9 protein-coding genes are annotated in these 26,834 nt (G+C 63.3%); 6 read left to right on the top strand and 3 right to left on the bottom strand.

Annotation, left to right across the window (positions count from 1 at the left end; genetic code table 11):
* Nucleotides 1-490: 490 nt before the first annotated feature.
* From AC07N4_RS11880 to AC07N4_RS11855, 6 genes are read left to right on the top strand one after another with little or no spacing between them, the layout of a single operon-like run.
* Nucleotides 491-9,499, top strand: coding sequence for an amino acid adenylation domain-containing protein (locus tag AC07N4_RS11880; protein ID WP_493066185.1), 9,009 nt, complete (start codon nucleotides 491-493; stop codon nucleotides 9,497-9,499).
* Nucleotides 9,496-13,608, top strand: a complete 4,113-nt coding sequence (locus AC07N4_RS11875; RefSeq protein ID WP_493066186.1) for a non-ribosomal peptide synthetase — start codon at nucleotides 9,496-9,498, stop codon at nucleotides 13,606-13,608. Before AC07N4_RS11880 ends, AC07N4_RS11875 begins: the two co-directional genes overlap by 4 nt.
* On the top strand, nucleotides 13,605-22,700 hold the full coding sequence (locus AC07N4_RS11870) for a hybrid non-ribosomal peptide synthetase/type I polyketide synthase (protein WP_493066187.1): 9,096 nt from the start codon (nucleotides 13,605-13,607) through the stop codon (nucleotides 22,698-22,700). The genes AC07N4_RS11875 and AC07N4_RS11870 overlap by 4 nt, the downstream gene beginning before the upstream one ends.
* 14 nt (nucleotides 22,701-22,714) lie before the next feature.
* Nucleotides 22,715-23,383 carry a hypothetical protein gene (locus AC07N4_RS11865; RefSeq protein WP_493066188.1) on the top strand — a complete coding sequence of 223 codons (669 nt, stop codon included), beginning with the start codon at nucleotides 22,715-22,717 and terminating at the stop codon, nucleotides 23,381-23,383.
* Nucleotides 23,376-23,591 (top strand): MbtH family protein, encoded by a 216-nt coding sequence (locus AC07N4_RS11860; protein ID WP_096820614.1) that lies wholly within the window; start codon nucleotides 23,376-23,378, stop codon nucleotides 23,589-23,591. Before AC07N4_RS11865 ends, AC07N4_RS11860 begins: the two co-directional genes overlap by 8 nt.
* 15 nt (nucleotides 23,592-23,606) lie before the next feature.
* Nucleotides 23,607-24,476 carry a TauD/TfdA family dioxygenase gene (locus AC07N4_RS11855; RefSeq protein ID WP_273538276.1) on the top strand — a complete coding sequence of 290 codons (870 nt, stop codon included), beginning with the start codon at nucleotides 23,607-23,609 and terminating at the stop codon, nucleotides 24,474-24,476.
* A 43-nt stretch (nucleotides 24,477-24,519) separates the two neighbouring features.
* On the opposite strand, the gene AC07N4_RS11850 is transcribed toward AC07N4_RS11855, so the two are convergent.
* Genes AC07N4_RS11850 through AC07N4_RS11840 form a run of 3 tightly spaced genes read right to left on the bottom strand, consistent with a single transcriptional unit; the run spans nucleotide 24,520 to nucleotide 26,772 of the window.
* Complete coding sequence (locus AC07N4_RS11850) at nucleotides 24,520-25,209, bottom strand: hypothetical protein (protein WP_493066189.1); 690 nt, start codon at nucleotides 25,207-25,209, stop codon at nucleotides 24,520-24,522.
* Complete coding sequence (locus AC07N4_RS11845) at nucleotides 25,178-26,218, bottom strand: GSCFA domain-containing protein (protein WP_493066190.1); 1,041 nt, start codon at nucleotides 26,216-26,218, stop codon at nucleotides 25,178-25,180. Before AC07N4_RS11845 ends, AC07N4_RS11850 begins: the two co-directional genes overlap by 32 nt.
* A 38-nt stretch (nucleotides 26,219-26,256) precedes the next feature.
* Nucleotides 26,257-26,772 (bottom strand): GNAT family N-acetyltransferase, encoded by a 516-nt coding sequence (locus AC07N4_RS11840; RefSeq protein ID WP_493066191.1) that lies wholly within the window; start codon nucleotides 26,770-26,772, stop codon nucleotides 26,257-26,259.
* Nucleotides 26,773-26,834 lie beyond the last annotated feature (62 nt).

Genomic DNA, 26,834 nt, shown 5'->3' with positions numbered 1-26,834 from the left:
TCCTACATTTTGTTTGCCTCTCCAGCAAAAAACGTGGTTATTATCCGGCGGCGCTTCGGGTCACAAACCCGGCGCCAGAAGATTGCCGTGTGTCTACAGACCCGGCAGTCGCAGCCGATCGGGACCACCCTGGCGCTGTCACCCACCGCGCAGGCTGTTCCTCGTCGTTGACCCTCAAATGGAAGTCGAGGTTTCAATTGATCACGCGGTTTGCAATCGACGATGCAATGAGCAGGGCGACGGACGTCGTCAACGATTCTGTCATCTCCCCAGCTGCCTGCGCGGACCGCGCCGCGGTGTTCTTCGCCAGCCTTTCTCCCCCCGGTTTCCTGTGTGTGCCTGCGTGCGACGCGAGTCTGCATGCGCGTGCCGCGCCATCTTCCTGAATTCGAATGACCGAACCGGTACCTGATACCGGGGCCTGACTGGCAGGGCGCGTGCTGTCTCTGCCTGATCACAAAAATAATGCAGTCATGGACGGTAGCCTCCGATGCTCGACAACACTTCCTTGCGTGGGACGAATCCCGCGCAGCCCGACGTTTCATCCTTGATTCCGTTCGACACCGATCTGTGCGTGCACGGTCTGTTTGAAGCGCAGGTGCTGCGCAACCCCGAGGCCATTGCCGTACGCTGGCAGGAAGAGGCGCTCAGTTACCGCGATCTCAACACCCGCGCCAATCGCCTGGCCCATCACCTGTGCAGCCTCGGAGTCGGGCCGGACGTGCGGGTCGGGCTTTGTCTTGAGCGCTCGCTGGAGATGCTGGTGGGCGTGCTCGCGGTGCTCAAGGCCGGTGGCGCCTATGTGCCGCTGGATCCGGCGTATCCGACGGCGCGGCTGGCACACATGCTGGCCGACAGCGCGCCGCCGGTGGTGCTGACCCAGAGCCAGGCGCGGCATGTCTTGTTGGCCGCGCTCGAACAATCGGCCACTGCACCGACGGTGCTCGACCTGGGCGATTCAACACATTGGGCTTCACAGTCACCTGACAATCCCGATCCTTACGCGACAGGCCTGACACCTCGGCATCTGGCCTATGTGATCTACACCTCGGGGTCGACCGGCACCCCGAAAGGCGTGATGGTTGAACATCGCGGGCTGATCGCCGTGAGCGCTGCCTGGGCGCAACTCTATGCGCTGGATGAGCCGGTCAATCACCTGCAAATGGCCGGTTTTTCCTTCGACGTGTTCAGCGCCGACCTGATTCGTGCGCTGGGGTTTGGCGGCACGCTGGTGCTGTGCCCTCGGGACACCTTGATGGATCCGCCGGCCCTGTATCGCTTGATGCGGGAAGCGCAGATCGGCTTTGCCGACTTCGTGCCGGCGCTGCTCAACCCTTTGCTGGCCTGGGTTGAAGAGACCGGCCATGACTTGTCGTTCCTGCGCACCGTGGTCGGCGGCTCGGACATCTGGACTGCCCACAGCGCACGGCAATTGCGCAGGTTGTGCGGTGAGCGGGTGCAGATCGTCCAGGCCTATGGCGTCACCGAAGCGAGCATTGACAGCACCTGTTTCGAGTTCACCGACGCCAGTCAGGTCGACACTGTGCTGCCCATCGGTCGGGCACTGCCCAATACCCGGATTTATTTGCTCGATGCTCAAAGTGCACCTGTTGCGGAGGGTGTCGCAGGCGAGCTGTACATCGGTGGCGTCGGCGTGGCGCGGGGTTATCTGAACCTGCCGCAACTTACCGTCGAGCGCTTCATCGACAACCCGTTCGTGGCGGGCGAACGCATGTACCGAACCGGGGATCTGGCGCGTTATCGGGCCGACGGCCAACTGGAATTCCTCGGCCGCAACGACTCCCAGGCCAAGTTGCGCGGCCTGCGCCTGGAGCTGGGAGAAATCGAAACCCGGCTGGCGGACATTGCGGGCGTGCGTGAAAGCTTGGTGCTGCTGCGTCAGGACGGCCTCGGTGAACCTCGACTGATCGCTTATTACTGCGAAAAACCGGGCACAACGCTGAGCCCGCGTTCCCTGCGTGACCAGCTGAAAATCAGCCTGCCGGATTACATGGTACCGACCGCGTTCGTGCGTCTGCATGCGCTGCCGCTGACTGCCAATGGCAAGGTCGATCGACCCGGTTTGCCTGCGCCGGACGTTGAGGCATTCGACCAGCAGGAATATCAGGCGCCACAGGGCTCTCTGGAAACAGCGCTCGCCGCGATCTGGGCCGAGGTGCTCGGCGTCGAACGGGTCGGGCGTGAGGATCAGTTCTTTGCCCTCGGCGGTCATTCGCTGCTGGTGATGCGCGTGCTGGCGCAGATTCGTCATACGCTGGGGCTGGAAGTCGCGCCTTCGACGTTGTTTGCCGCGCCCGTTCTGGCAGCGTTCGCCGAACGGCTGCAAGCCAGTCAGGCTGCGGCTCGTCCAGCCATTGCGGCCCTTTCACGGTCGGGCGCGCAAACGTTGTCGTCTGCTCAGCAGCGTCTGTGGTTTCTGGCGCAAATGGAGGGTGGCAACGCGGCGTATCACATGCCGCTGAACCTGCGCTTGCGTGGTTCACTGGACGTGGCGGCACTCGAACGCAGCTTCAATCAACTGGTGGCACGCCATGACGCGCTGCGCACCACCTTCATCGCCGTTGAAGGGGAAGGGCGGCAGCAGGTTTCACCGCCCGCGCACAGCATTCGACTGACCGTAAACGATCTGCAAGGTCCCGATGCTCAAAAACGTCTCACTCGGTTGATCGACGAGGAGGGCGCCCGGCCGTTCGACCTGAGCTGCGGCCCGCTGATGCGCGTAAGTCTGGTGCGACTGGCAGCGGATGACCATGTGTTGCTGCTGACCCAGCACCACATCATCTCCGATGGCTGGTCGATGGGTGTACTCACCCGGGAACTGGGGCAACTGTACGAAGCGGCGTTGCAGGATCGCGACGATCCGCTGCCGCCATTGCCCGTGCAGTACGTGGATTACGCGGTGTGGCAGAAGCAATGGCTGACCGGCGAAGTGCTGGAACAGCAAAACCGCTATTGGCGCGAAACCCTGACCGGCGCACCGGTGCTGCTGGAGTTGCCGACCGATCACAAGCGTCAGCCCGTGCAGGATTACCTCGGCGGTTTTGTGCCGCTGGTCTTTGACGAAGCCTTGACCGCGCGCCTGAAAGCCTTGGGTATGCAGCAAGGCACCACGCTGTTCATGACTTTGCTGGCCGGTTTTTCGCTGCTGCTGTCGCGCCTGTCGGGGCAGAGCGATGTGGTGATCGGCGTGCCATCGGCCAACCGTCCGCAGCAGGAACTGGAAGGGTTGATCGGTTTCTTCGTCAACACCCTGGCCCTGCGCATGACCCGGTCGGGTACGCCATCGGTGGCGCAATGGCTGCAACAGGCGCGACGGGTCGCGCTGGAGGCTCAGGAACATCAGGATTTGCCGTTCGAGCAAGTGGTGGAGTTGCTCAATCCGCCGCGCAGTCTGGCCCACAGTCCGCTGTTCCAGGTGCTGTTTGCCTGGGAGCAGGATCAGGATTCCGATCTGCTGCTGACCGGGCTTGAAGTCACGCCGGTCGAGAGCAGTCATCACGTGGCCAAGTTCGATCTGCAACTGGCGCTCAGTGAACGGGACGGGCAGATTGTCGGCGGTCTGGAATACGCCTCTGGCCTGTTTGAACGCGGCACTGTCGAGCAGTTTGGCGAGTACCTGCGCCGGGTACTGACGCAGATGGTCGAGGACAGCGAGCAGTCGCTGGCGAGGATCAAGCTGTTGAGCGCCGAGCAACACCAGCAGATTGTTCATGACTGGAACCGCACTTCACGCGATACGTCGTCACTGCCCGATTGCGTGGCGCGATTCGAGACCCAGGCCCGGCAACGTCCCGAAGCCGTGGCGCTGCTCGCCGAGCGCGAGCAACTGAGCTACCGCGAGTTGAATCGGGCGACCAACCAACTTGCGCATTACCTGATCGAACAAGGTGTCGGCCCCGAGCATTGCGTCGGTTTGTGCCTGGAACGCTCGCCGCAAATGGTCATCGGCCTGTTGGCGATCCTCAAGGCCGGCGCGGCGTACGTGCCATTCGACCCGGCCTACCCGAGCGAGCGTCTGGCGTTCATGTTCAGCGACGCCGCGCCGACCTTGCTGTTGACGCAATCGAGCCTGATGGCCGGGCTGCCGGCCAACGAGACGAAGATCTGCTGCCTGGACGCGGACGCATCGCAATGGGCACAACACCCAACTGATGATCCGCAGGTCTCGGTGAGCCCGGAACACCTGGGCTACGTGCTCTACACCTCCGGCTCCACCGGGCGCCCGAAAGGTGTGGCCCACAACCGTCGCGCGCTGGATAACCTGATCGCCTGGCAACTCAATCAAGCTGTGGCACCGCAGCGCGTGCTGCAATTCGCCTCGCTGAACTTCGACGTCTCTTTCCAGGAAATCTGCAGCACGCTCTGCCAGGGCGGCAGCCTGTTGCTGATGACCGAAGACAGTCGCAAGGACCTCGCCGCGCTGCGCCCCACACTCGTAGCCGAAGGCGTGCAGCGAGCATTCCTGCCATTCGCCGTGTTGCAGCAACTTGCCGGCCTGACCGAGGCCGATGCACCGATGCCGGCCGGCGGCTGCGAGATCATCACCGCCGGTGAAGCCCTGCAAATCAATGACGAGCTACGCGGTTTTGTCCGTGGACTGGGCGGCGCGCAGTTGCACAACCAGTACGGGCCGACCGAAACCCATGTGGTCAGTCAGTTCAGCCTTGACTGCAACGAGGCCGAATCCTGGCCGGACGCGCCGCCCATTGGCCGTCCCATCGCCAACGCGCGGCTGTACGTGCTGGACGAGCATCTGAATCCGGTGCCGGTCGGCGTGGCGGGCGAGTTGTACATCGCCGGTGCCTGTCTGGCCCGTGGTTACCTGAACCGCCCGGACCTGACCGCCGAACGCTTCCTGCCGGACCCGTTCACTGACGAACCGGGCGCGCGGATGTACCGCAGCGGCGACCTCGCGAAATTCCAGGCCGACGGCAACGTGCAGTACCTGGGACGCATCGACCAACAGGTGAAACTGCGCGGCTTCCGCATCGAGCTCGGCGAGATCGACAGCCTGTTGCACCAGCAACCCGGCGTGCAGGAAGCCGCCGTGCTGTTGCGCGAAGACGTGGCCGGGGACAAGCGTCTGGTGGCCTATGTGGTTGGCTCCGCGACCAGTGAATTCTTGCGTGCCGAACTGCAAGGCCAACTGCCCGAACACATGATCCCGAGTGCCTGGGTCCGGCTTTCGCAATTGCCGCTGACCCGCAACGGCAAGCTCGACCGACAGGCGCTGCCGGCACCGGAGCGCAGTGCCGGAGCGACCTACGAGGCGCCGCGCAACGACATTGAACGGCAAATGGCCGAGATCTGGGCCGAAGTGCTCAAGTGCGAGCGGGTCGGCATCCACGACAACTTCTTCGACCTCGGCGGCCATTCGCTGCTGGCGACGCGGATGATCTACGCGATCAATCAGCGCATGGGCGCGCAGTTGTCCCTGAGCAGCCTGTTTCAGACGCCGGTGTTGATGGATCTGGCGGCGCAGGTCTCGCGTGATGACCAGAGCATTGAACCCGCGTTTATCCAGATCGAGCCGGATCGCGGCAATCGACATGAACCATTCCCTCTGACCGATATCCAGCAAGCCTACTGGTTCGGCCGCGAGGCCACGGTCAGCCTCGGCGGCGTCAGCGCCCACGGCTACGAAGAACTGCGCATTCCCGAGTTCGACGTCGAGCGTTTCGAACAAGCACTGAATCGCATGATCCTGCGCCACGACATGCTGCGCGTGATCTTCCTCAGCGACGGCACGCAACAGGTGCTGCCGCTGGTGCCGACCTATCGCATGCCCCGCAGTGATCTGCGCGGTCTGCCCGCCGAAGTGGCACAGCGCACGCTGGAAGCAACCCGCGAACGTCAGTCCCATCAGGTGTTGGACGCCAGTCGCTGGCCGCTGTTCGAGTTCAGCCTGTCGCTGCTCGATGACGGCATCACCCATTTGCACATCAGCCTCGATGCGCTGATCGTCGACGCCGCGAGCACGCAGATTCTCGCGCGCGAACTCATGGCGTTTTACGTCGATCCGACGCTGGAACGGTCAGAACCGGGCCTGACCTTCCGCGACTACGTGCTGGCCGAACAGCAACTGCGCAACGGCCGCCGCTACGAGCAGGCGCTGGGCTACTGGCGCGAGCGGGTGACCACTCTCGCCCCGGCACCAGATCTGCCGCTGGTGCGCCAACCCGAAAGCATCGCCAACCCGCACTTCACCCGCCGCGACCGCGACATGTCGGCCGCGCAGTGGACGCAACTCAAAGCCGTGGCCAAACAGTTTGCGGTGACGCCGTCAGTGATGCTGCTGACCGCCTTCAGCGAAGTGCTCGCGCTTTGGAGTCGCACCCCGCGTTTCACCCTGAGCCTGCCACTGTTCAACCGTATGCCGTTGCACCCGGATGTCGACGAAATCATCGGCGACTTCACCTCGCTGGTGCTACTGGAAGTCGGCATCGACGGGACACAAACCTTTACCGACAAGGCCCGCGCGGTGCAGGCGCAGCTGTGGCGCGACATCGACCATTCGGTGGTCAGCGGTGTGCGGGTGCTGCGTGAATTGTCCCAGACCAGGGGCGTGCAGCAGACGGCGATGCCGATCGTGTTCAACAGCACGCTGTCGGAAGCAGCGCCGGAGCTGGCCGAATTCAACCTGGCCGACGCGCTGAATGCCAAACACATGCACAGCATCACCCAGACCCCGCAGGTGTGGCTCGACCACACGTTGCTGGAGCTGGAAGGACGCCTGTTGTTCAACTGGGACAGCATCGACGAACTGTTCCCGGAAGGGATGATCGAGCAGATGTTTGTCGCTTACAACGCGCTGCTCGACAGTCTGTGCGAGCCGGCGGCATGGGGCGCAAACACGCCACAGCTGTTGCCGCAGGTACGGTTGCCGGCACCGGTCGACATTCAGCAAACGCTGCCATTGATGCACGAACTGTTCGAACGTCAGGCCCTCGCCACACCGGATGCACTGGCGGTGATCGGTGCGCGACAGCTGACCTACGCTCAACTGCGCAACGAGGCCCGGCAACTCGGCGCCCGCCTGCAAGCGCAGGGCGTGCTGCCGAACCGGTTGGTCGCGGTGGTGATGGAGCGCGGCTGGGAGCAAGTGGTCGCGACCCTTGCAATTCTGTATGCCGGTGGCGCTTACCTGCCCATCGAACCGAGTCAGCCAGCAGAGCGGCTGCGACATATTCTGGAACGGGCGGAGGCGAGTCTGGCCCTGACCCAAACGGCGCTGCTCGACAAGATCGAATGGCCGGCGCAGGTCACGACCATTGCCGTGACCGAAGAAGTCTCAAACGATGGACTGCCACTGCAACCGGTTCAAGTGAGCGAAAGCGACCTCGCTTACGTGATCTACACCTCCGGCTCCACCGGCCAGCCGAAAGGCGTAGTGATCGACCATCGCGGTGCGGTCAACACCTTGCTCGACATCAACCGGCGTTTTGCCGTTGGCCCGAATGATCGCGTGCTGGCGATCTCCTCGCTGAGCTTCGATCTGTCGGTCTATGACTTCTTCGGCACGCTCGCCGTGGGCGCGGCGGTGGTCATCCTCGACCCGCAACTGACCCTCGATCCGGCGCACTGGCTCGAATTGATCAAGCGTCATCACGTCAGCCTGTGGAACTCAGTGCCGGCGCTGCTCGGCATGCTGGTCGAGTACGTGGAGGGCGAGGGCGGTGCGTTACCGGCGAGCCTGCGGGTGGCGATGTTGTCGGGCGACTGGATTCCGTTGACCCTGCCCGAGCGGACCTGGGCCTTGCAGCCAGGTTTGCAACTGATCAGCCTGGGCGGCGCTACCGAAGCGTCGATCTGGTCGATCTGCTATCCGGTGCAACACGTCGACCCGGCGTGGCGCAGCATTCCCTACGGCAAGGCTCTCGATCACCAGCGCTTCTACGTGCTGGATGACGCGTTGCAAGTTCGCCCGACCTGGGTCGCGGGACAGCTGTACATTGGCGGTATCGGTCTGGCCAAGGGTTACTGGCGCGATGAAAAACTCAGTGCCGGCAGTTTCTTCGAGCATCCACTGACCGGCGAACGGCTGTATCGCACCGGCGACCTGGGGCGCTTGCTAGCGGACGGCAACATTGAATTCCTCGGTCGCGAAGACAATCAGGTCAAGGTGCAGGGCTATCGCATCGAGCTGGGCGAAATCGAAGCCGCGCTCAATCGCCATCCCGGCGTGCAGAGCGCGGTGGTGCGCATTCTCGGCAGCACGCTGGGCGAGAAACGTCTGGCGGGTTATGTGCTCAAGGCCGATCCGGCGTTGCAGGCCAGTGACTTCACCGACTACCTGACGGACAAGCTGCCGGCGTACATGATTCCGACGTCGTTCACCTTCGTCGAAGCCTGGCCGTTGTCCTCAAACGGCAAGGTCGACAAGAAGCGCCTGCCGGAATCGGAGCAAATCGAGGAACAAGGGCCGGCGCTGGAAGTCGAGGGCCCGCAGGAACAGCGGCTGGTGGAAATCGTGCAGGGCGTGCTCAAGCGCGAATCCATTGCCGCCAATGCCAACCTGCTGAACCTCGGCGCGACCTCGATCGATATCGTCAGGATCAGCAACGCCTTGTCCGGCGCCTTGCAGTTCCGCCCGCACGTGGCGCAACTGCTGGCCCAGCCGACGTTGCTGCATCTGCTGGGCATGTACCGCCAGAACCGGGCGCGGCAGGAATTGCTCGGCAACGTGCAGCAGGCTCCGGAAACATCGCAGGACATCATCGAAGATCCGCAGCAGCGGGCGCAGTTCAAGGCTGAGCAACGCGGTCGCCGTGACTTCGCTCAAACCTTGCCGGAGGTGGCATTGGACTTGCCGCAAGACCCGGCCTTCGCCCGGCGTTTGAGCGATTACCGCTCGGTGCGCCAGTTCGGCGCGCAGCCGATTGCGACTCAAGCCTTCGCGCATTTGTTGGCGGCACTGGCGCAGGGGCAGCTCGACGGTGAGGTGAAATACCAGTTCCCGTCGGCGGGCGGGTTGTACCCGATTCAGGCGTACCTCTACATCAAACCGGATCGCGTGCTCGGCGTGCCAGGTGGCGCGTATTACTACGATCCTCGCCAGCATCGTTTGCTGGCGCTCCAGAGCGGATTGCTCGACCCGGACACCTACGACTATTTCGTCAATCGCCCGGTGTACGAGAACGCCGCGTTTTCGCTGTTTTTCATTGCCGACATGGCAGCGATACGTCCGTTGTACGGCGAGCGCAGCCGCGACTTCTGCCACATCGAAAGCGGTGCGATGGCGCAACTGCTGAGCATGACCGCCGTCGAGCAGGGCCTTGGCCTGTGCGGAATCGGTTCGGTCGAGGAGCAGCAACTGACGGCGCTGTTCGACCTCGGGCCAAGCCATGAATTGATCTACTCGATGATCGGCGGGCTGCGCACGGCCGATGAGCAGCACCGCGCGCCGGTCGAGGCATTTGCCATCGAACCTGTGACCGAAAGCCTGGACGACGAAGACATGGAGGAGTTCGAAGTATGAATGCCGATCAATTGCTGGCGCTGTTCGCTCGCCATGGCGTGGTGCTTGATGTGGACGGTGACAAGCTGCGTTGCAAGGCGCCTCGCGGGTATCTCACCGAAGAATTGACCCAGGCGCTCAAGCGTCACAAGCAGGAACTGATTGCCTTGCTCGGTGGCCGGGATGACGCCGTGATTCCCCGCCGTGTTGGCGAAGAAACGGCATGGCCGCTGTCGTTCTCGCAGCGGCAACTGTGGTTTCTCGATCAACTGGAACCCGGAAATCCGTTCTACAACGTGCCGACGGCGGTGACGCTAAAAGGGCAACTGAACGTTGCGCTGCTGGAGCGGGCGCTGAACGAACTGGTTGCCCGCCACGAAGTCCTGCGTACGACGTTTTGCAGTGTGGAGGGCGAACCGCGTCAGGTGGTGCATCCATCGATGCCGCTGTCGTTGTCGGTGACGGATCTGCGCCAGTTGTCAGTCAGCGAGCGTGAAGAAAAGGTCCGAATCGCCGTCGAGCAGGACGCACGGGCGCCGTTCGACCTGGCCACTGGGCCGTTGCTGCGCGCGTCGTTACTGCGCGTGGCCGACGACGAATACCTGTGGCTGTACAGCGTGCATCACATCATCGCCGACGGTTGGTCGATGGGCGTGATCCTGCATGAGGTCGCCACGCTGTACGGCGATTATCTGGGTGGCGATACACCGACTCTTGCGCCATTGCCGGTGCAATACGCCGACTACGCCTGCTGGCAGCAACAGCGCGTGGGCGGTGCGGCGCTGGACGCGCAGCTCGATTTCTGGCGCCGCACCCTGGACGACGCGCCGCTATTGTCGACTTTGCCCAGCGACCGGCCGCGACCGTTGGTGCAGCGCTATGTCGGCGCGACGCTCAGTTCTTCCGTCGATGGCGGCACCTTGCGCGAGCTCACGGCGCTGGCCCGCCAGACCCAGGGCACGCTGTTCAACGTGCTGCTGGGCGCATTGTCAGTGTTGCTGTGGCGCTACAGCGGTCAGCAGGACTTGTGTATCGGCACACCGTTCGCCAACCGCAACCGCCCGGAAGTCGAGCCGCTGATCGGCCATTTCGTCAACACGCTGGTGCTGCGTCAGCGCCTCAATCCGCAGCAGACCTTCGCCGAATTGCTGCGCGACGTGCGTGGCCAGATGCTCGATGTTCACGCCCACCAGGACGTGCCGTTCGACCGTGTGGTCGAAGCCGTCAACCCGCCGCGCGATCCCGGTCATTCGCCGTTGTTCCAGGTGATGCTGGTGTTGCAGAACACCCCGGGCAACGCGGTGCAGATACCCGGGCTGGAACTGGCGCCGTACAGCACCAGCAGTGCCACGGCCAAGTTCGATCTGGCGTTTGAATGGGTCGAGCGGGAAGGGCGGCTGGACTTGTTGGTGGAATACAACACCGACCTCTATGACGTCGCGACCATCGAACGCCTGAGCGGGCACTACCGTCATCTGCTCGAACAGATCGCCGCTGATCCCAAGCAACCGATCAATGCATTGCCGTTGATGAACGAGGCTGAGCGTCAGCAGGTGCTGGTCGACTTCAACCGCACCGCGCCGCTGACGCAAGCGGCGCCCTGCGTGCACCAACTGGTCGAAACACAGGTCGCGAGCAATCCTCAGGCTTGCGCAGTGGTATTCGAGGGCGAATCCCTGAGCTACGCCGAACTCAATGCCCGGTCCAACCGACTCGCGCGGCATTTGCGCACATTGGGCGTCGGCCCGGACGTGCGCGTGGCGGTGTGCATCGAGCGCTCGCTGGAATTGCCGGTGGCGTTGCTGGCGGTGCTCAAGGCCGGGGGCGCCTATGTGCCGCTGGACCCCGATTATCCGCTGGGGCGCTTGAGTCATATGCTCGGCGACAGCACACCGGCGGTGTTGCTGACCCTCGGCTCGGCGCACGGGATATTGCGTCAGGCGCTGCAAGGTTCGACCTGGGAAGCGCCGATCCTCGACCTCAAAGAGGACGCTGTGAGCTGGGCGTCGTTGCCTGCGGACAATCTCGATCCGCGCAGTGTCGGCGTCACCCCTGACCATCTCGCCTACGTGATCTACACCTCCGGCACCACCGGATTGCCCAAGGGCGCGATGGTTGCCCACCGTGGCCTTAGCAACCTGCTGTTGTGGTGTTTGCAGGTCTGCGGCGAAGCGGGGGCGATGCTGCACAAGATCCCGTTCGGTTTCGATGCCTCGGCCTGGGAGACGTTCTGGCCGCTGGCAACCGGTGGGCGACTGGTGATTGCACGGCCCGGCGGACATTACGAACCGGCCTATCTGGCGCGCGAAGTTCGCGAGCAGCGGGTCACGGCGTTGGTGTTCGTGCCGGCGATGTTGCAGCTGTTTCTGGAGGTCGAAGAAGTCAGCCAGTGTGCTTCGCTGACCGATGTGTTCAGCGGCGGCGGTGAACTCCCGCCAGCCCTGGCCCGGCGTTTTCAGGAGCGCCTGCCCCATGCTCGGTTGCACAACGTCTACGGCCCGACCGAAACCACGGTGATCAACAGCGTCTGGACCCTGGAGCCCGGTGCCGAAGTACCGGCCCGGCAACTGCCGATCGGACGGCCGATTTCCAACAACCGTTTTTATGTACTCGATGACCGCGATGAGCCGGTGCCGGTGGGTGTCACCGGGCAATTGCACATTGGCGGTGTCGGCGTCGCTCGGGGTTATCTGGGGCTGGCGCAGCTCAGTGCCGAACGTTTTATCGACAATCCGTTTGTGACAGGCGATCGGCTCTATCGCAGCGGCGATCTGGCGCGCTATCGGCCGGACGGTCAGCTGGAGTTTCTGGGGCGCAACGATTTTCAGGTCAAGTTGCGCGGCGTGCGTCTGGAACTGGGCGAGATCGAAGCCCGGCTCGAAGCGTTTCCCGGCATTCGCAGCGCCGTGGTGCTGATGGTCGGCGAAGCGGCGCAGGATCAGCGTTTGGTGGCTTGTTGCGTTGTTTCCGAATCGATGGATGAAGCGGCGGTTCAGGCTTATCTGGCGACGACGCTTCCTCGTGCGGTGGTCCCCGGCAGTTATCTGTGGCTCGACGCCTTGCCGCTGACCGCCAATGGCAAGGTCGACCGTGCCGCACTGACTGCGTTGGCGGATGAAGAAATGGTCAATCGTCAGGTCAACCTGAGCAGCCCGCGCGATCACATCGAGCTGACGCTGTACCAGATCTGGAAACGCCTGCTGCTGGTGCCGCAGATCGGCATTCGCGACAACTTCTTCAATGTCGGCGGCACCTCCATCGCCGCGATCAAGATGGCCCATGAAATCAGCCAGGTGTTCGCGGTTGAAATGCCGGTGCGCGTGGTGCTCAGCTACCCGACCATCGAAGCATTGGGCGGTTGGCTGCGGGTCGGGGCCAACCCGGCGGTTGCGCAGGGCAATCTGATCGAGTTCCGTCGAGGCTCGGGTCAGAGCAACGTGGTGTGCATTCACCCGGCGGGCGGTACGGCGTTCTGTTATCTGTCGCTGGCCAAGGTGTTGCCGGATGAGGCCGGTGTTTACGGCGTGCAATCGCCGGGGCTGAATCCGGGGGAGAGTACCGAGCCGACAGTCGAAGCAATGGCCGAGGCCTATCTGCGGCTGATCGAACCGCTGACCGCGCAACCGCTGATCCTCACCGGATTGTCGTTCGGTGGTCTGGTGGCCTATGAAATGGCTCGGCTGTTGACGGCGGCGGGTCATCGTCAGGTGACCGTGGTGCTGCTCGATACCCAGGGCAGCGACGATCCGGGTTTCCGCGAGCAGATCGGCACCGTGGACATGGCCGAGTTCCGCGACAAACTGGTGCGCTTCAACGGCATGTACCCCGGCATCGAAGACGCGCAAGTCGAGCGCTATTTCCACATTTACAACCACAACCGAATGGCGATGGCCGCCTATGAATGTGCGCCGCAAGCCCGGCGTGTGGTGCTGATTCAGGCCCGAGAAGATTTCAGCCGCCATCAGTTGCATGAACTGCGCGGATTCTGGCGTCGCCGCGCCGGCCACGGCTATCTGGCGAAACTGGTCAGTGGCGGGCACTGGGACATGCTCGAAAGTGCGGAAATCCATCGGGTCTCGCAGATCATCCGTCGGGAGCTGCAACGCTTCGACGCGCAGGAGGCGAAATGATGAGTGCGCCCAATGATCTGACGTTGCTGGCACGTTTCGCCGAGCAAGTGCAGCGTAATCCGCAAGCCCCGGCCGTCATCGACGGGGCGGTAACCCTGACCTACGCCGAACTGGCCAGCGCCAGCGAGCGCATCGCCCGAGGGTTGCTGGCGCGTGGCGTCGAGCCCGGCCAGTCGCTGGCGCTGTGCATGCCGCGTTGCTGGCAATGGCTGGCGGCGATTATCGGCGCGTTGAAGGTCGGCGCGGTGGTCGTGCCGCTGGACCGTGCCAGCCCGTTCAAACGCCGTGAGTTGATGCTGGCGGATGCGGCGTGTGTCGGCCTGATTACCCAGGATGAGGAATCGCTGTGGTCGCCTTCATTGTGGCAAACCAGCGTCGAGGCCTTGCTCGATCAACCGGACGTCCCGCCGCAAGCGCTGGCTGAAGACTTTGCCGAGGTGATGTTCCTGTTCTACACCTCGGGCACCACCGGCACGCCGAAAGCGGTCGAGGTCGGTGAACGCGGCTTGCTGCGCCTGGCGCACACCGACGGCTATATCGAAATTCGTCCGACGGACCGCTTCGCCTGTCTGTCCAACCCGGCGTTCGACGCTTGCAGTTTCGAACTGTGGGCACCGCTGCTCAACGGTGGCTGCTGCGTGATGATCGCCGACGAGGACGTGCTGGATGCACGCCGGCTGGCCGAGGTGCTGGAGCGGACGCGGGTCGACAACCTGTTCATGACGGTGTCGCTGTTCAACACCTTGATCGCCGAGTGGCCGTCGTGTTTTTCCTGCGTGCGTCAGGTGCTGATTGGCGGCGAGCAGATCAGCGCCGCTGCCGTGCGTGCGTGGTACCGCGCCAACCCTGAGAGCCAGTGCCGGATTCACAACGTCTATGGCCCCACCGAATGCACCACGTTTGCCCTGTGCTGGCCGATCAGCCGTGACTTTACCGGCGACTCGGTGCCCATTGGCCGACCACTGCCGGACACTGGCGTGCAGGTGCTGGATGAGCAGCAACGGCCGGTGCCGGCGGGAGAGGTGGGCGAACTGTATTTGAGTGGCAGCGGCGTCGCCCGTGGCTACCGCAATCGCCCTGAAGAAACGGCCCGTCAGTTCGTCCGATTGCCCGACCTCGACGGTGGCGCACACGTCCATTACCGCACTGGTGATCTGGTGCGGTGCAATGCCGATGGTTTGATCGAGTGTCTGGGACGGGTCGACCGTCAGGTGAAAATTCGCGGTTTCCGGATCGAACCGGGGGAGGTGGAGCAGCGGATGCTGGAGCATCCGGGCGTGGCGCAGGTGTATGTCTGCACCCGGCGTCAGGCGGCGGAAGATCATCAGCTGCTGGCGTTTATCGTGCCGCGCGGGGAGCTGGACTATCACGCCTTCGAAACCCACTTGCGAGCGCAACTGGCGCCGTATATGCGGCCGCATCAGTTGTTCCTGCTGGAGCGCCTGCCGCTGACGGCCAATGGCAAGATCGATCGCGACGGTTTGCTGGGCCAGGCGCTGAATCCGTGGCACTCAGCCTTGGCGGCTATGGAAAACGACAACGCTTCACCGTCGCTGGACTGGTTGCTGGGTCAGGCCCGTTCGCTGCTCGGTCAACCGAGCCTGAGCGCACAGGATGACTGGCTGGGCAGTGGCGGCGATTCGCTCAAGGCCATGCGCTTGCGCTCGGCGATTCGTAACCGTTGGCAGAGCGAGATCTCCATCGACACGTTGCTCAATGAACCGTTCTCGGCACTGGCCGAACAACTGACCGCTGAGCTGACGTGGCCTTCGATCTATCCGTCCGCGCCACCGATCAGCACGGCCCGACGCTTGCCAGCCACTGCCGAACAGCGCCGCTTGTGGCTGTTGCAGCAACGTACGCCAACCTCGACCGCTTACAGCGTGCCGCTGATTTTGCATCTGGCGGCAGGTATCGATCTACCAGCGCTGGCCGAGGCCGTGGGACGTCTGGTGCTGCGCCATCCCGGATTGCGCACGGCGTTCGTGCCCGGTGCCGATGGCCTGGATCAGGTGATCGCGGAGCAAGGCCCGGCCTGCCGAACCTTCGCCGTCGGGCATTTCACCGAAGACAACTGGCAAGCCTTTGCGGAACTGGTGTTCAGCACACCGTTCGACCTGACCACGCCGAACCTGTTTCAGGCGTGGCTGTTGCCGTTTGCCGATGGCAGCTGCCGGCTGTTGCTGAACCTGCATCACATCATCGTCGATGGCTGGTCGGTGAACCTGTTGTTCGACGACCTGACGCAGCTCTACAACGACGCTGTGCAGGGTTGCGAAAGCCCTGAGCCGTCAGCACGCCTGACGACGCTGGAATTTGGCCAGTGGCAGCGGCAGTGGGGCGTCGATCCGCATTACCGCGACCAGCGTCGCGCTCTGGCCGAGTTGCATCGTCGGCAGGAAGAACCGTCGCCCGCACGGATGCCAATGCGCGAAATCAGCCCGGATGCCCGGTTGCATCGAGAACCTTTGGGGGCCGTACGCAGCACCGCCCTCGAGCGCTTTTGCACGCAACAGCGACTGACCCGTTTCGAAGTGCTGTTCAGTGTCTTCGCCTGGAGCCTGTACGCCTTGACCGGGTGCGAGCGGCCACGGATCGCCAGCCCAGTGTCCAACCGGCCACTGGCGGAGTTCGAAGACAGCGTCGGCATGTTCGCCAACACCGTGCTGATCCCCACCACCGTAAACCACGCACTGACCCTGGGCGAGCAGTTGCGCCAGCAGACCGCTAGCGTGCGTGAGGTGCTGGCATTGCAGGACGTGGCGCTGGCGGATCTGGTGGAAGACCTGCGGCTTTCATCGAATACCGCACTGTTCGATTTCATGTTCGTGCTGGAAAACACCGATTACGCCGCACTGGCCGATTCAAACCTGCGCGCCACGCTGGAATTCAACGAACACCTGCACGCCAAGTGTCCGCTGACCTTGTTGATGGTGGGCAGCGGCTCGCAGCTGGAGTGCTGGTGGGAATATCAGTGCAGCTATTTCGATGCAGAACAGGTGAGCACGCTGAACGCATTATTCCGCCGTGGTCTGGACCTGTTGCTGGAAAGCCCGGCGGCCACGCTCGACAGTCTGCTCGGTCCTTATCGACACGGTCTGGCCCCGGCCAGTGAAGGGCCGAAGGGCGAGCTGCCATTCAACACCCTTGCGGACTGGTTCGAGCATCAGGTGCATTGCACGCCGGATGCGGTTGCGTTGGTTAAAGGTCAGCGCCGCCTCACCTATGGCGAGCTGAATGGACTGGCCGACGTTCTGGCTGCTGACTTGGTCGAGCGTCATCCGTTGCCGACCGGGAATGCTCCGTTGCATGTCGTGCTGTTTCTCGACGCGTCAGTGGAGCACATCGTCGCCTTGCTGGCCCTGGCCAAACTCAACCTGACGGCCGTGCCACTGGATCCCGCTTACCCGATGGCGATCCAGCGTCAGGTGCTGGAACAGGCGCAGCCGCATTGTCTGTTGTTCAGCGACGCGACCGAAGCGGCGCTGGATGAGCTGAACGCGGGACGGTTCGCCGTGCACCGGGTCGATCTGCACGCCGATGCCGGATCGTTCGAGCGTCCACGTCATGCCGGTGAACGACCGCTTTACACGCTGTTCACCTCCGGTTCGACCGGTACGCCGAAAGGTGTGCAAGTGTCGGAGCGCACTCTGTGCAACCTGCTGCAATGGCAGCGCACGGAAGGGCAGTTGCCGGCGAAAGCGGTGACCTTGCAGTTCTCCATGCTGTCGTTCGATGTGTCGTTTCAGGAGATTTTCAGCACCCTGTGCGGGGGCGGCTGCTATCACCTGATCACGCCGCGCTGGCGTCAGGATGCCGAGGCGTTGCTGGGTTACATGGTCGAGGCGCGGGTCGAGCGGTTGTTCCTGCCGTACGTGGCTTTACAGCATCTGGCGCAAACCGCTGTGGCCCGAGGGATTTACCCGTCGGCATTGCGCGAAGTGATCACCGCCGGGGAGCAATTGCTCTGTACCGACGCGCTGCGCAACTGGTTCGGCGGCATGCCGCAAGCTTCGTTGTTCAATCACTATGGCCCGACCGAAACCCACGTGGTCAGCGCCTTGCGCTTGCCAGCCGTGGCGCGGGACTGGCCGCTGCGGGCGCCGATTGGCCATGCCGTTGGGAATGCCCGGTTGCTGCTGGTCGATGAGCATGATCGCCCGGTGCCCAACGGAAGTCGCGGTTATCTGTTGGTGGCCGGGCCGATGGTTGCCCGTTGTTATCTGGCCGACCCTGCGCTGAACGCCGCGCGGTTCGTCGAGTTGGCAGAGGGCCGCTTGTTCTATCGCACCGGCGATCTGGCGTGGGCCGACGCCCAGGGTTGCCTGCACTATCTGGGGCGCGACGATCAGCAGATCAAACTCAGCGGCCATCGTCTGGAACTGGGGCAGATCGAAGCGGCGCTGATGCAGGTGCCGGACGTGGTCAACGCGGTGGTGGCGGTTCAGGCCGATCCGCCGCGCCTGACCGCCTGGCTGCAGCTCGATGGCGAGCCCGCGACGTCTCAACAGCTGGATCGTCAGGTGGCGCACCGACTGCCATCCCATGTGCGAATCGATGAATATCGGCGGATCGACGTCTGGCCACGCACCCCCAGCGGCAAGATCGACCGCAAGGCCTTGCCGGCTCTGGGCGAAGCGCTTGAGCGGCGCAGCACGCCACAGCCGGTTGTTCAATTGACCGCACTGGAGCGGCAACTGAGCGAGCTGTTCCAGACAGTCATCGGGCGGGACATCGAGCCGGAGCAGACCTTCTTCGAGGCCGGCGCCACCAGCCTCGGCCTGATGCGTCTGCATGCCCGTTACACCCAGGAACTGCCGCACAAGGTGACGATGGCCGACCTGTTCGAACACGTCACGATACGGCGTCTGGCGGCGCATCTGTCGACCGCGCCAGTGGCGGCGGTAGAGCGCGTACGACAAGCCGATGCAAGCCATCAACCGATGGCGATCATCGGCATGTCGGTCAATGTGGCCGGGGCACAGAACCTGTCCGAGTTCTGGGCGATGGTGCAGGGTAACGAGCTGGGCATCGAGCACTTTGCCGCGGAAGAAGGCCTGATCGGCGCCCGCAGCCAACTGGCCGGCATGCTCGATTTCGATCCCGAATATTTCGGCATCAGCCGCCAGGAAGCGCGCCTGATGGACCCGCAACAGCGGCATCTGCTGATGGGCTGTGTGCAGGCTCTGCAACACGCGGCCATCGTTCCGTCGGCGGATGGCCCGCGCATCGGCCTGATCGCCAGTTGCGGCGAAACCACGTACTTCCAGCAGCTGCTGCGCGACACCGCTGAAGGCGATCTGCCGGACGGCTTCCAGATGGCGCTGCATCATGACAAGGACTTTCTGGCGACCAAAGCCGCGTATCACCTGGACCTCAACGGCCCGGCCCTGAGCGTGCAGGCGGCGTGCGGCAGTTCGCTGATCGCCGTGCACCTGGCCAGTTCGATGCTGCGCCAGGGCGACAGTGACGTGATGCTGGCGGCCGGGGTGTTGATCGACCCGACCCTGAGCGATGGTTACCGTCATCGCTCGCAGCACATCTTTTCCGCCGATGGCCTGTGCCGACCATTCAGCGACGACGCCAGCGGGACCATCGGCGCCAGTGGTTATGGCGTGGTGGTGCTCAAGCCATTGGCCAGGGCGCGGGCGGATGGCGACCGGATCTACGCGTTGCTCGAAGGCTCTGCACTGAACAACGATGGCCGGGCCAAGATGAGTTACACCGCGCCGTCGGTGGCCGGGCAGAGTGCGGTCATCAGCGACGCCTTGAGTCGCGCCGGATTGACCGGTGCCGACATCGGCTACATCGAAGCCCACGGTACCGGCACCTTGCTGGGCGATCCGATCGAAGTCGCGGCGTTGACCAAGGCCTTCGGCGATGCGCCGGCCGGTCAATGCGCGTTGGCCTCGGTGAAGAGCCAGATCGGCCATCTTGGCGCGGCGGCGGGGGTAGTCGGGCTGATTCGCGCCAGTCTTGCGGTGTTCCATGGCGTGTTGCCGCCGAACCTCGGGTTTGGCCGGATCAATCCGCAGATCGATCTGGAGCATTCGCCGTTCTACGTACCCACCACGTCCCGGCCATGGCCGGAAGGGCGGCGTCTGGCCGGTGTCAGCAGTTTCGGGATCGGTGGCACCAACGCCCATGTGATTGTCGGCGCCGCACCCAAGGCGCAGGACTTGACCGAGGAAACGCTGCCACTGCTGATGGTTTCGGCCCACAGTCGAGCGGAATTGCTGCGCGATATCGCGGCGATCCGCGAGCACATGCAAGCGCATCCGGAGCAGCAGACCGCGTTGCTGCGCCACTTGCAGTCAGGTCGCCGGCAACTGCGCTGGCGCTTTGCGATGGTCTGCCGGCCGGGTGACGAAATTCCTTTGCTGCCGACAACGATCAAGGAAATCACCGCGTCGGGTGTACAGATGATCGCCCGTGATCATTCAGCGCAGGCATTGCTGGAGGCGTGGTACGAAGGCGCAACTATCCAGTGGCCGCAGCGCTCGGCGCCACCGCCGTGGGATTTTCCGCCAGCGTCGTTCGATCTTCAGACTTATCGGTTTCAACCCGCAGCCGAAATCGTTGCCCCCGTTTCGGCAGGCATCGAGCGGCAACCGCTGGCGCAGTGGTTCCATCAGCGGCAGTGGGTGCGTGTCCAACGCCTGAACACAAAGGCAATGGACGGCGCACGAGAAACGGTGATCCTTTGCAGCCATGACGCGCCCAACTCGACTTTGCTGGAGCACCTGCGGGCTGTTTATCGACGCGTTGTTCAAGTGCGCGCCGGAAATGGCTTCAAGCAACTGGGCGCTGATCGCTTCGAGCTTGATCCGCTGGATTCCGAAGCATTGGGCCGTTTACTCACCGATGTTGTAGAGCATGAACTCGGCGAGCTCGACTGGCTGCACACCTTGCCGCTGGCGGTGTCAGGCGCAGTCAACGAGCAATCTCTGGATCTGGCGCAGTGGGCCTGTCTGGACACGGTCAGCGCACTGATGCAGGCCTGGGGGCAAATCGCACGCACGACACGTCTGCGCCTGTGGCTGATGTCGTGGCAGGCGTGCCCGGTGGACGGCGAGGTTCGGCGTCCCGAATTGGCGGCACTGGCCGGGATCACCGAAGTGGTGCCGCAGGAATACCCGGTGCGTTGCCACTGGCTGGACTGGCCGTCGCCGCACCTTGAAACGCAGGCCGGGGAGTTGGCGGCGTTGCTTGTCGATCCGGCCGCGTTGCCTCGGCGAATGGCGGTGCGTGACGGTTACCTGTGGCAGCCACGACTGATATCCCAGCCATTGCCGAGCCTGGCGACCACCTCCAGCCTGTTGCCGGACGACGGCACGTTTCTGGTGCTGGGCGGCACGGGCGGGATCGGTCGGACCCTGTGTGAACACCTGCTGCAAGCGCCAGGGCGGCGTGTGGTGTTGCTCTCGCGTCAGGGACAGTTGCCTGCAAATCTCGCGACTTATGCGCCGAGAATCGACTGCGTTCAGGCGGACATCGCCGATCTGTCGCGTTGGCCGCAGGTACTCGATCAACTGGCCGGGCGTTACGGTCGTCTGAGCGGGGTGATTCATGCGGCAGGTGTCGGCGCGGGCAGTCTGATTCGCCATCGCGATACCCGGCAGATGGCCGAGGCGATGGCCGCCAAGACCCGCGGCATGCTGGCGGTCGAAAGCCTGATCGAACAGCTCTCGCCGGGTTTTGTCCTGTACTGCTCGTCGATGTCGGCATTGTTCGGCGGCGCGGGGCACCTGGACTATTCAGCGGCCAGCGGTGTGCTCGACGGTTTCACTCATTACCGGGCGGATTCGGCCAGTACTTGCCTGCGCCTGGGGATCAACTGGGACATCTGGCGCGACATCGGCATGGCCACGACCAGCAATGGCGGGGACGCTGCGCACCAGGAACATCTGACGGTCGGCTTGTCGGCCGAAGAGGGTTGTCGGGTATTCGATCTGGCGATGGCGGCGCAGTTGCCACAGCTGCTGGTTTCCACCACCGGCATCGACACGGCGCGGCGCTTCTATCCGGTTCGCCACGGCGCCGTTGCCGCGGCGGTTGCAGTGCCGAAAGGCGTGGATCTTTCCGTGCGCTTGCGTGAGTGCCTTTGCAAATGGCTCGGCGTGACGAATCTGGAGGACGACGATTCGCTGTACGACCTGGGCGCGGATTCGCTGACCTTGCTGGACCTGATCGACGAACTGCAAGCGGCCACCGGTGAGGTGTTCCAGCTGTCGCAGTTCAGTCACAAGGTCAGCCTGAGCGAAGTGTTGGGGCTGGTGACAGCCTGCTCGGTCGAGGCGCCAACCGCCATTCAGGGCAGTTGGAGCGACGCGGTGCGGATCGATCAATGGCATGCCGGCGCCGGTCGCGAATGGCTGTATCTGATCCATCCGGTGGGCGGCGATGTTCAGGCCTACCGGGAACTGGTTTCGGCGTTGCCTGCGGATCTTGGGGTGTGCGTGATTGCGGACCCTGCGTTGCGTCTGCCGGCGCTACCGAACATCAGCATCGTCGAGCGCGCCCGGTTGTATCTGGAGGCAATCAAGGCCCACCTCCCGGCCGGCTGTGCCTGGCGCCTGGCGGGTTGGTCGTTCGGTGCCTGGGTGGCGCAGGCACTGTGTCAGCAAGCCCAGGCTGACGGCTTCAGGCAACCGCTGCTGTACCTGATCGATCCACCCGCGCCGGATGCCGGTGCGGAACTGGCCGGCATCGACGAGCGGACCATCGAACAGGTGTTCCAGCGTGAGTTCGCCCAGCGCTGGCCTGACGTTGAAGGGCAGGCGATGTCCGAGGAACGTCAGGCTTATCTGCAACGGCTGACAGTGTGCTGTCGCAACAATATGACCAGCATGGTCGACTTCCAGCCACCCGCGTTGGCCGCCACACCGGTTCGGATGTTCATCGCCGGGCACGCCAACCCTTATGGGCTGGGCGACGCCTGGAGCATGGATGACCTGCAACGCAACTGGCAGGCCTTGCTGCCGCAATTGCGCAGTTGGCAACGGCTGGACACCGATCACTACGGCATCGTGGCGGGTCGCTGGGCGCGGATGCTGGCCGAGGTGATTGGCACGGAGGGGCCGTCGATATGAATGAGCCGATTTCAATGCCTCGGTGGTTGCCGACCTTGGCGCAGGTGCTGTGCGAAGAGCAGCCCGATGTCTTGCTTCAAAGGATTTACAGGGTCGATGAACCGCAGTCGCTTCGGCGGGTTCATGGTTGGCAAGCCGACGTGGTGCTGCCGATGCTCTGCGAGGCCTTGCCGGAACATCGGCCAGCGCTGCTCGCCTTGCAAAGCTTGCATCAACGGGCGGCGCTCGGCTTGTCCGGGCGTCAGGGCGAATGGCGGGCCATGCTCAAACCGGTGTTGCTGGCGCTGTATCGACGGGCCTATGCCTACGACGCGGCGTACGCCCAGGCCCATGCCAGTGCGATGACATACGGTCTCGCGCCGAGCAACACCGCCATGATCGCCGAGCACTTCGGCGATGCCGAGGCGTTCGCGGTGTATTACGCGCAACTGAATACCGAAGCCAGTGCCACCGCGTTTGCCCAGGCCCATGCGAGTGCCAATGTGGAGGTTTCGGCCAAAGCATTCGCGACTGACGATGCTGACGCGTACGCGCAGGTGTGCGCGGCGTCGGCGCGGGTCTACGTCTGGGCCTGTGCGCAGACCGACGAGCAGCGGCGTGTGCTGTTCAGCCACCTCGCAGAAGGGCTGGTCCGGCACCTGGCCCCGCTTCAATCCCGTTCAACAGGAGAACGACATGAATGACGCACAGCTGCAATTCGATGTGGTGATCAATGCCCAGGGTCAGTATTCCCTGTGGCCGGCGGGCAAGCCGATGGCCAGCGGCTGGAGTGCAGCCGGGATGCGTGGCGAACGCCAGGTCTGTCTGGACTACATCAATCAACACTGGATCGACATGCGACCACGGTCGCTGCGCGAGACCCTGTCGCCGTCTTCGGCGTCGTTCCAATAAAAAAGGTGAGGGAACATGGATCAGTTGGCACTCAAGGCAATCGAGCGCATCGCCGCAGGAAAGCGTGCGCCGTATCAGCGCATCACGGTCGACCGGATCACGCCGATCATCGGTGCCGAAATCGGCGGCGTCGATCTTTCGCAACCGCTGAGCGACGATCAACTCGCGGAAATCCGCCGGGCCTTTCTGGAGAACCACGTGCTGGTGTTCCGCGATCAGCATCTGACGGTCGAGGAACACAAGGCGTTTGGCCGGCTGTTCGGCGAACTGCGGGCCTTGCCGGTGGAAGACATCGACGGCGATGACCCGGAACTGGTGGTGATCCGCGCCAATGCGCAATCGCGCTATGTGGCCGGCGAAACCTGGCACACCGACGGCACGGCCGACCTGGCGCCGTCCATGGGTTCGATGTTGTACGTCAAGGAAACCCCGGCCATCGGCACCGGCGGCGATACGTTGTTCGCCAACATGCACCTGGCGATCGAAATGCTCTCGCCGACGATGCAGCAGTTTCTCGGCGAATTGACCGCGATTCATGACGGTGCGATCCCATGGAAAGGTTACGAAGCGCCGGCCAATCTGCCTAAAACCGAACACCCGGTGGTGGTGCGTCACCCGGAAACCGGGCGCAAGTCGCTGTTCGTCAATTCCGGTTTCACATCGCACATCGTGCAGTTGTCCGGTGGCGAAAGTCAGGTGCTGTTGAACATGCTGTTCGACCTGGTGGCTCGGGAACCGTCTCTCAGCTGTCGCGTACGCTGGGCGCCGAACACGCTGGTGTTCTGGGACAACCGCTGCACCCAGCACCACGCGATCTGGGATTATTTCCCGCATTCGCGTTATGGCGAGCGGGTGACGATCCTCGGGACGCAGCCCAAGGCTTGATGGTGCTGAAAAAACCTGTGGGAGCCACTTGCTCCCACAGGTGCTAGACGCCGCGACGGATCAGTTGCTCGACGATCAACTCACCGAATGCCAGATTGCCGTGCAGCGGGTCATCCACTTCGCAGAACGCCTCACGCTGAAAACCCTGCTCATCATTCGCCGCCTCGCGCATGTCGATCAGCTCGACGCCAAGCCCTTGCAGGCGTTCGATCAGCAATGACTGTGCGGCCATGAACACGCGCGTGTCGGAGAGCTCCGGCACCCGTTGCGGCGGCAATACGGCGAACACCTTGAGGTTCAGCGCCAGGGCCTGTTCATAGAAAGCCAGCGCAGGGCGGGACAGGGTGTCGATGACCGCCTCGAACAACGGCCCGGCGAGAAAACCGTCGTCGAGCTCGCCGTGCGCATTCTGGTAGCAGGTCCAGTTCGGCGCGGTGGCGAGGTAGTGCAGGCTCAGGCCTATAGTGCTCACCAGCGGCACGCTGACCTTCGCCAGTTGCGGCACTTTCAGCGTATCGAGAGCCTGGCGATACAGCCGATCCATTTCCCCATCCCGAAAGACCACGTCGTTGCGCGCCAGGCTGAAGAAGTCGACGGCGAAGTCCCGACCGGTTCCCAGCGGGCCGCCGCCGAAAGGCAGTTCACGGGCCTGCGCTGCCTTGCCGATGACGCCGGCATGGGAGTCGCCCAGCAGCAGAAACCTAGGCGTAGTAATCGAGTACGGCGTCTTCACAGACAAGATCCTCGCTGGACACGCTGGTGGAGGGGGAGGTGGTCGGCGCCTGCACCGATTGAACCGCGTCGAGCCCGGCAAAGAATTGCTGCATTACGAACGCCACACCTTCTGGTGTCACTTCCCGCTGGTTGGGCTGGTAGAACGCGCCCTTGAACGGGGTGCCGGTGATGATTTCGTAGGACGGGAAATAGTCGACGTCGGGCAGGTCTTCACACAACTGCCCGGCGACGGCGCGCAGCACCGATTTGGAGTAGGTCGTGGCGCTCAGCACATGTTGCCCGGTGGCGGTTGCCGTCAGGGGCACCGGTGAAACGGTGAGCAGCAGGCGCAGTTGCGGGTTGATCGAACGCATCAACTCCAGCGCCCTGACCATGTCGCCATAAGTGTCCATGAAACCGAAGTTGCAGAACCGGTGGAGCAACGGATCGAAAGTGCCACGCACGGTGCCGGGACACACGGGATACACCAGACCGGTCTCGCGATGTTGCCAGGCTTCGGTCAGCCCGAGGGTGAAGACGAACACTCGGGCGCGGCGCAACGCTTCGCGGATGGCGTCGAGGGTGGCCTCACGCGACTCGAACAACGCCTGCTCGCTGGCAAAACCGTCGGGCTCCACGGCGGGGCGGAACGGATCGAAGAAGCGCCCGTCATGCACCCAGACCTCATCCGGCGGAGCGCTCACGCCCAGCGCCCATTCGAGCCATTGGCACAACATCGCCGGGGTATACAGATTGCCGGTGCGGAACGAAAACACTCCGTAGTTGTGGGCCTTCCAGTCCGCCTCAGGCAACGCGTCCGGGGCGGGTTCCGCATCCAGCCAGTTCATGCCGCGCGCAACCAGCGCGCGGCCGATGTGCTGGGCAAAACAGGAACCGGCGGTGACGATGGCGTCCTTGTTGCCGATCTCGAATTGCGGTGTCCACAGCTCACCGATGTCCAGCGCGGACTTGTCGGCCACGGCCGTACGCCAGAAGGAACGTGGGGGCAGGCATTGATAGGGATTCACGACGAAAGGCCTCCTTGGCGAGTCGTTGAGCGTAAGGCTCAGCGGATTTGATAGTGATAGATCAGATCGTCGAACCACCGATCACCGATCTGGTAGGCCTGCGGCACACGACGTGCGAACACAAAGCCGCATTTCTCCAGCACCTTGCAGGACGCGATATTACCGTCGGTCACGGTCGACTCCAACGAGTCCAGCCCGATGGATGCGGCATGGTCGATGATTGCCTGCCGCGACTCGGTACCAAAACCTTTGCCCTGATGTTCCGGCAACAGCAGGCAACCCACCTCGGCATGCCCGGGCGAGAGAATGCGCAACCCGGTCACGCCCAGCTCCTGGCCGCTGACCCTGTCGATCACCACCAGGCACAACCAGTGCTCTGATTGCGGCCCCCACGCCGGGAGCCGATGTTCGAAACCTTTGCGAACCTGCTCCTCGGCAATTTCGCCGAACACGTACTGCATGGTCTGCGGCTCGGAATGCAGCCTGAGGAACAGAGGCCAGTCGGACTCGACCATCGTGCGCAGGTCCAGTCGATCCGTGGATAGCTCGAGCATCCGCTGCTCCTTGCGAGGATGGAAAAGGGAGAGGGTTTTTTACTGGGTGTGGGGGGAAAGAT

Source organism: Pseudomonas sp. GW821-FHT09E04 (genome assembly GCF_059416185.1).
The sequence above is the reverse complement of the archived record's forward strand: the minus strand, read 5'-3'. Positions and strand labels throughout refer to the sequence as shown.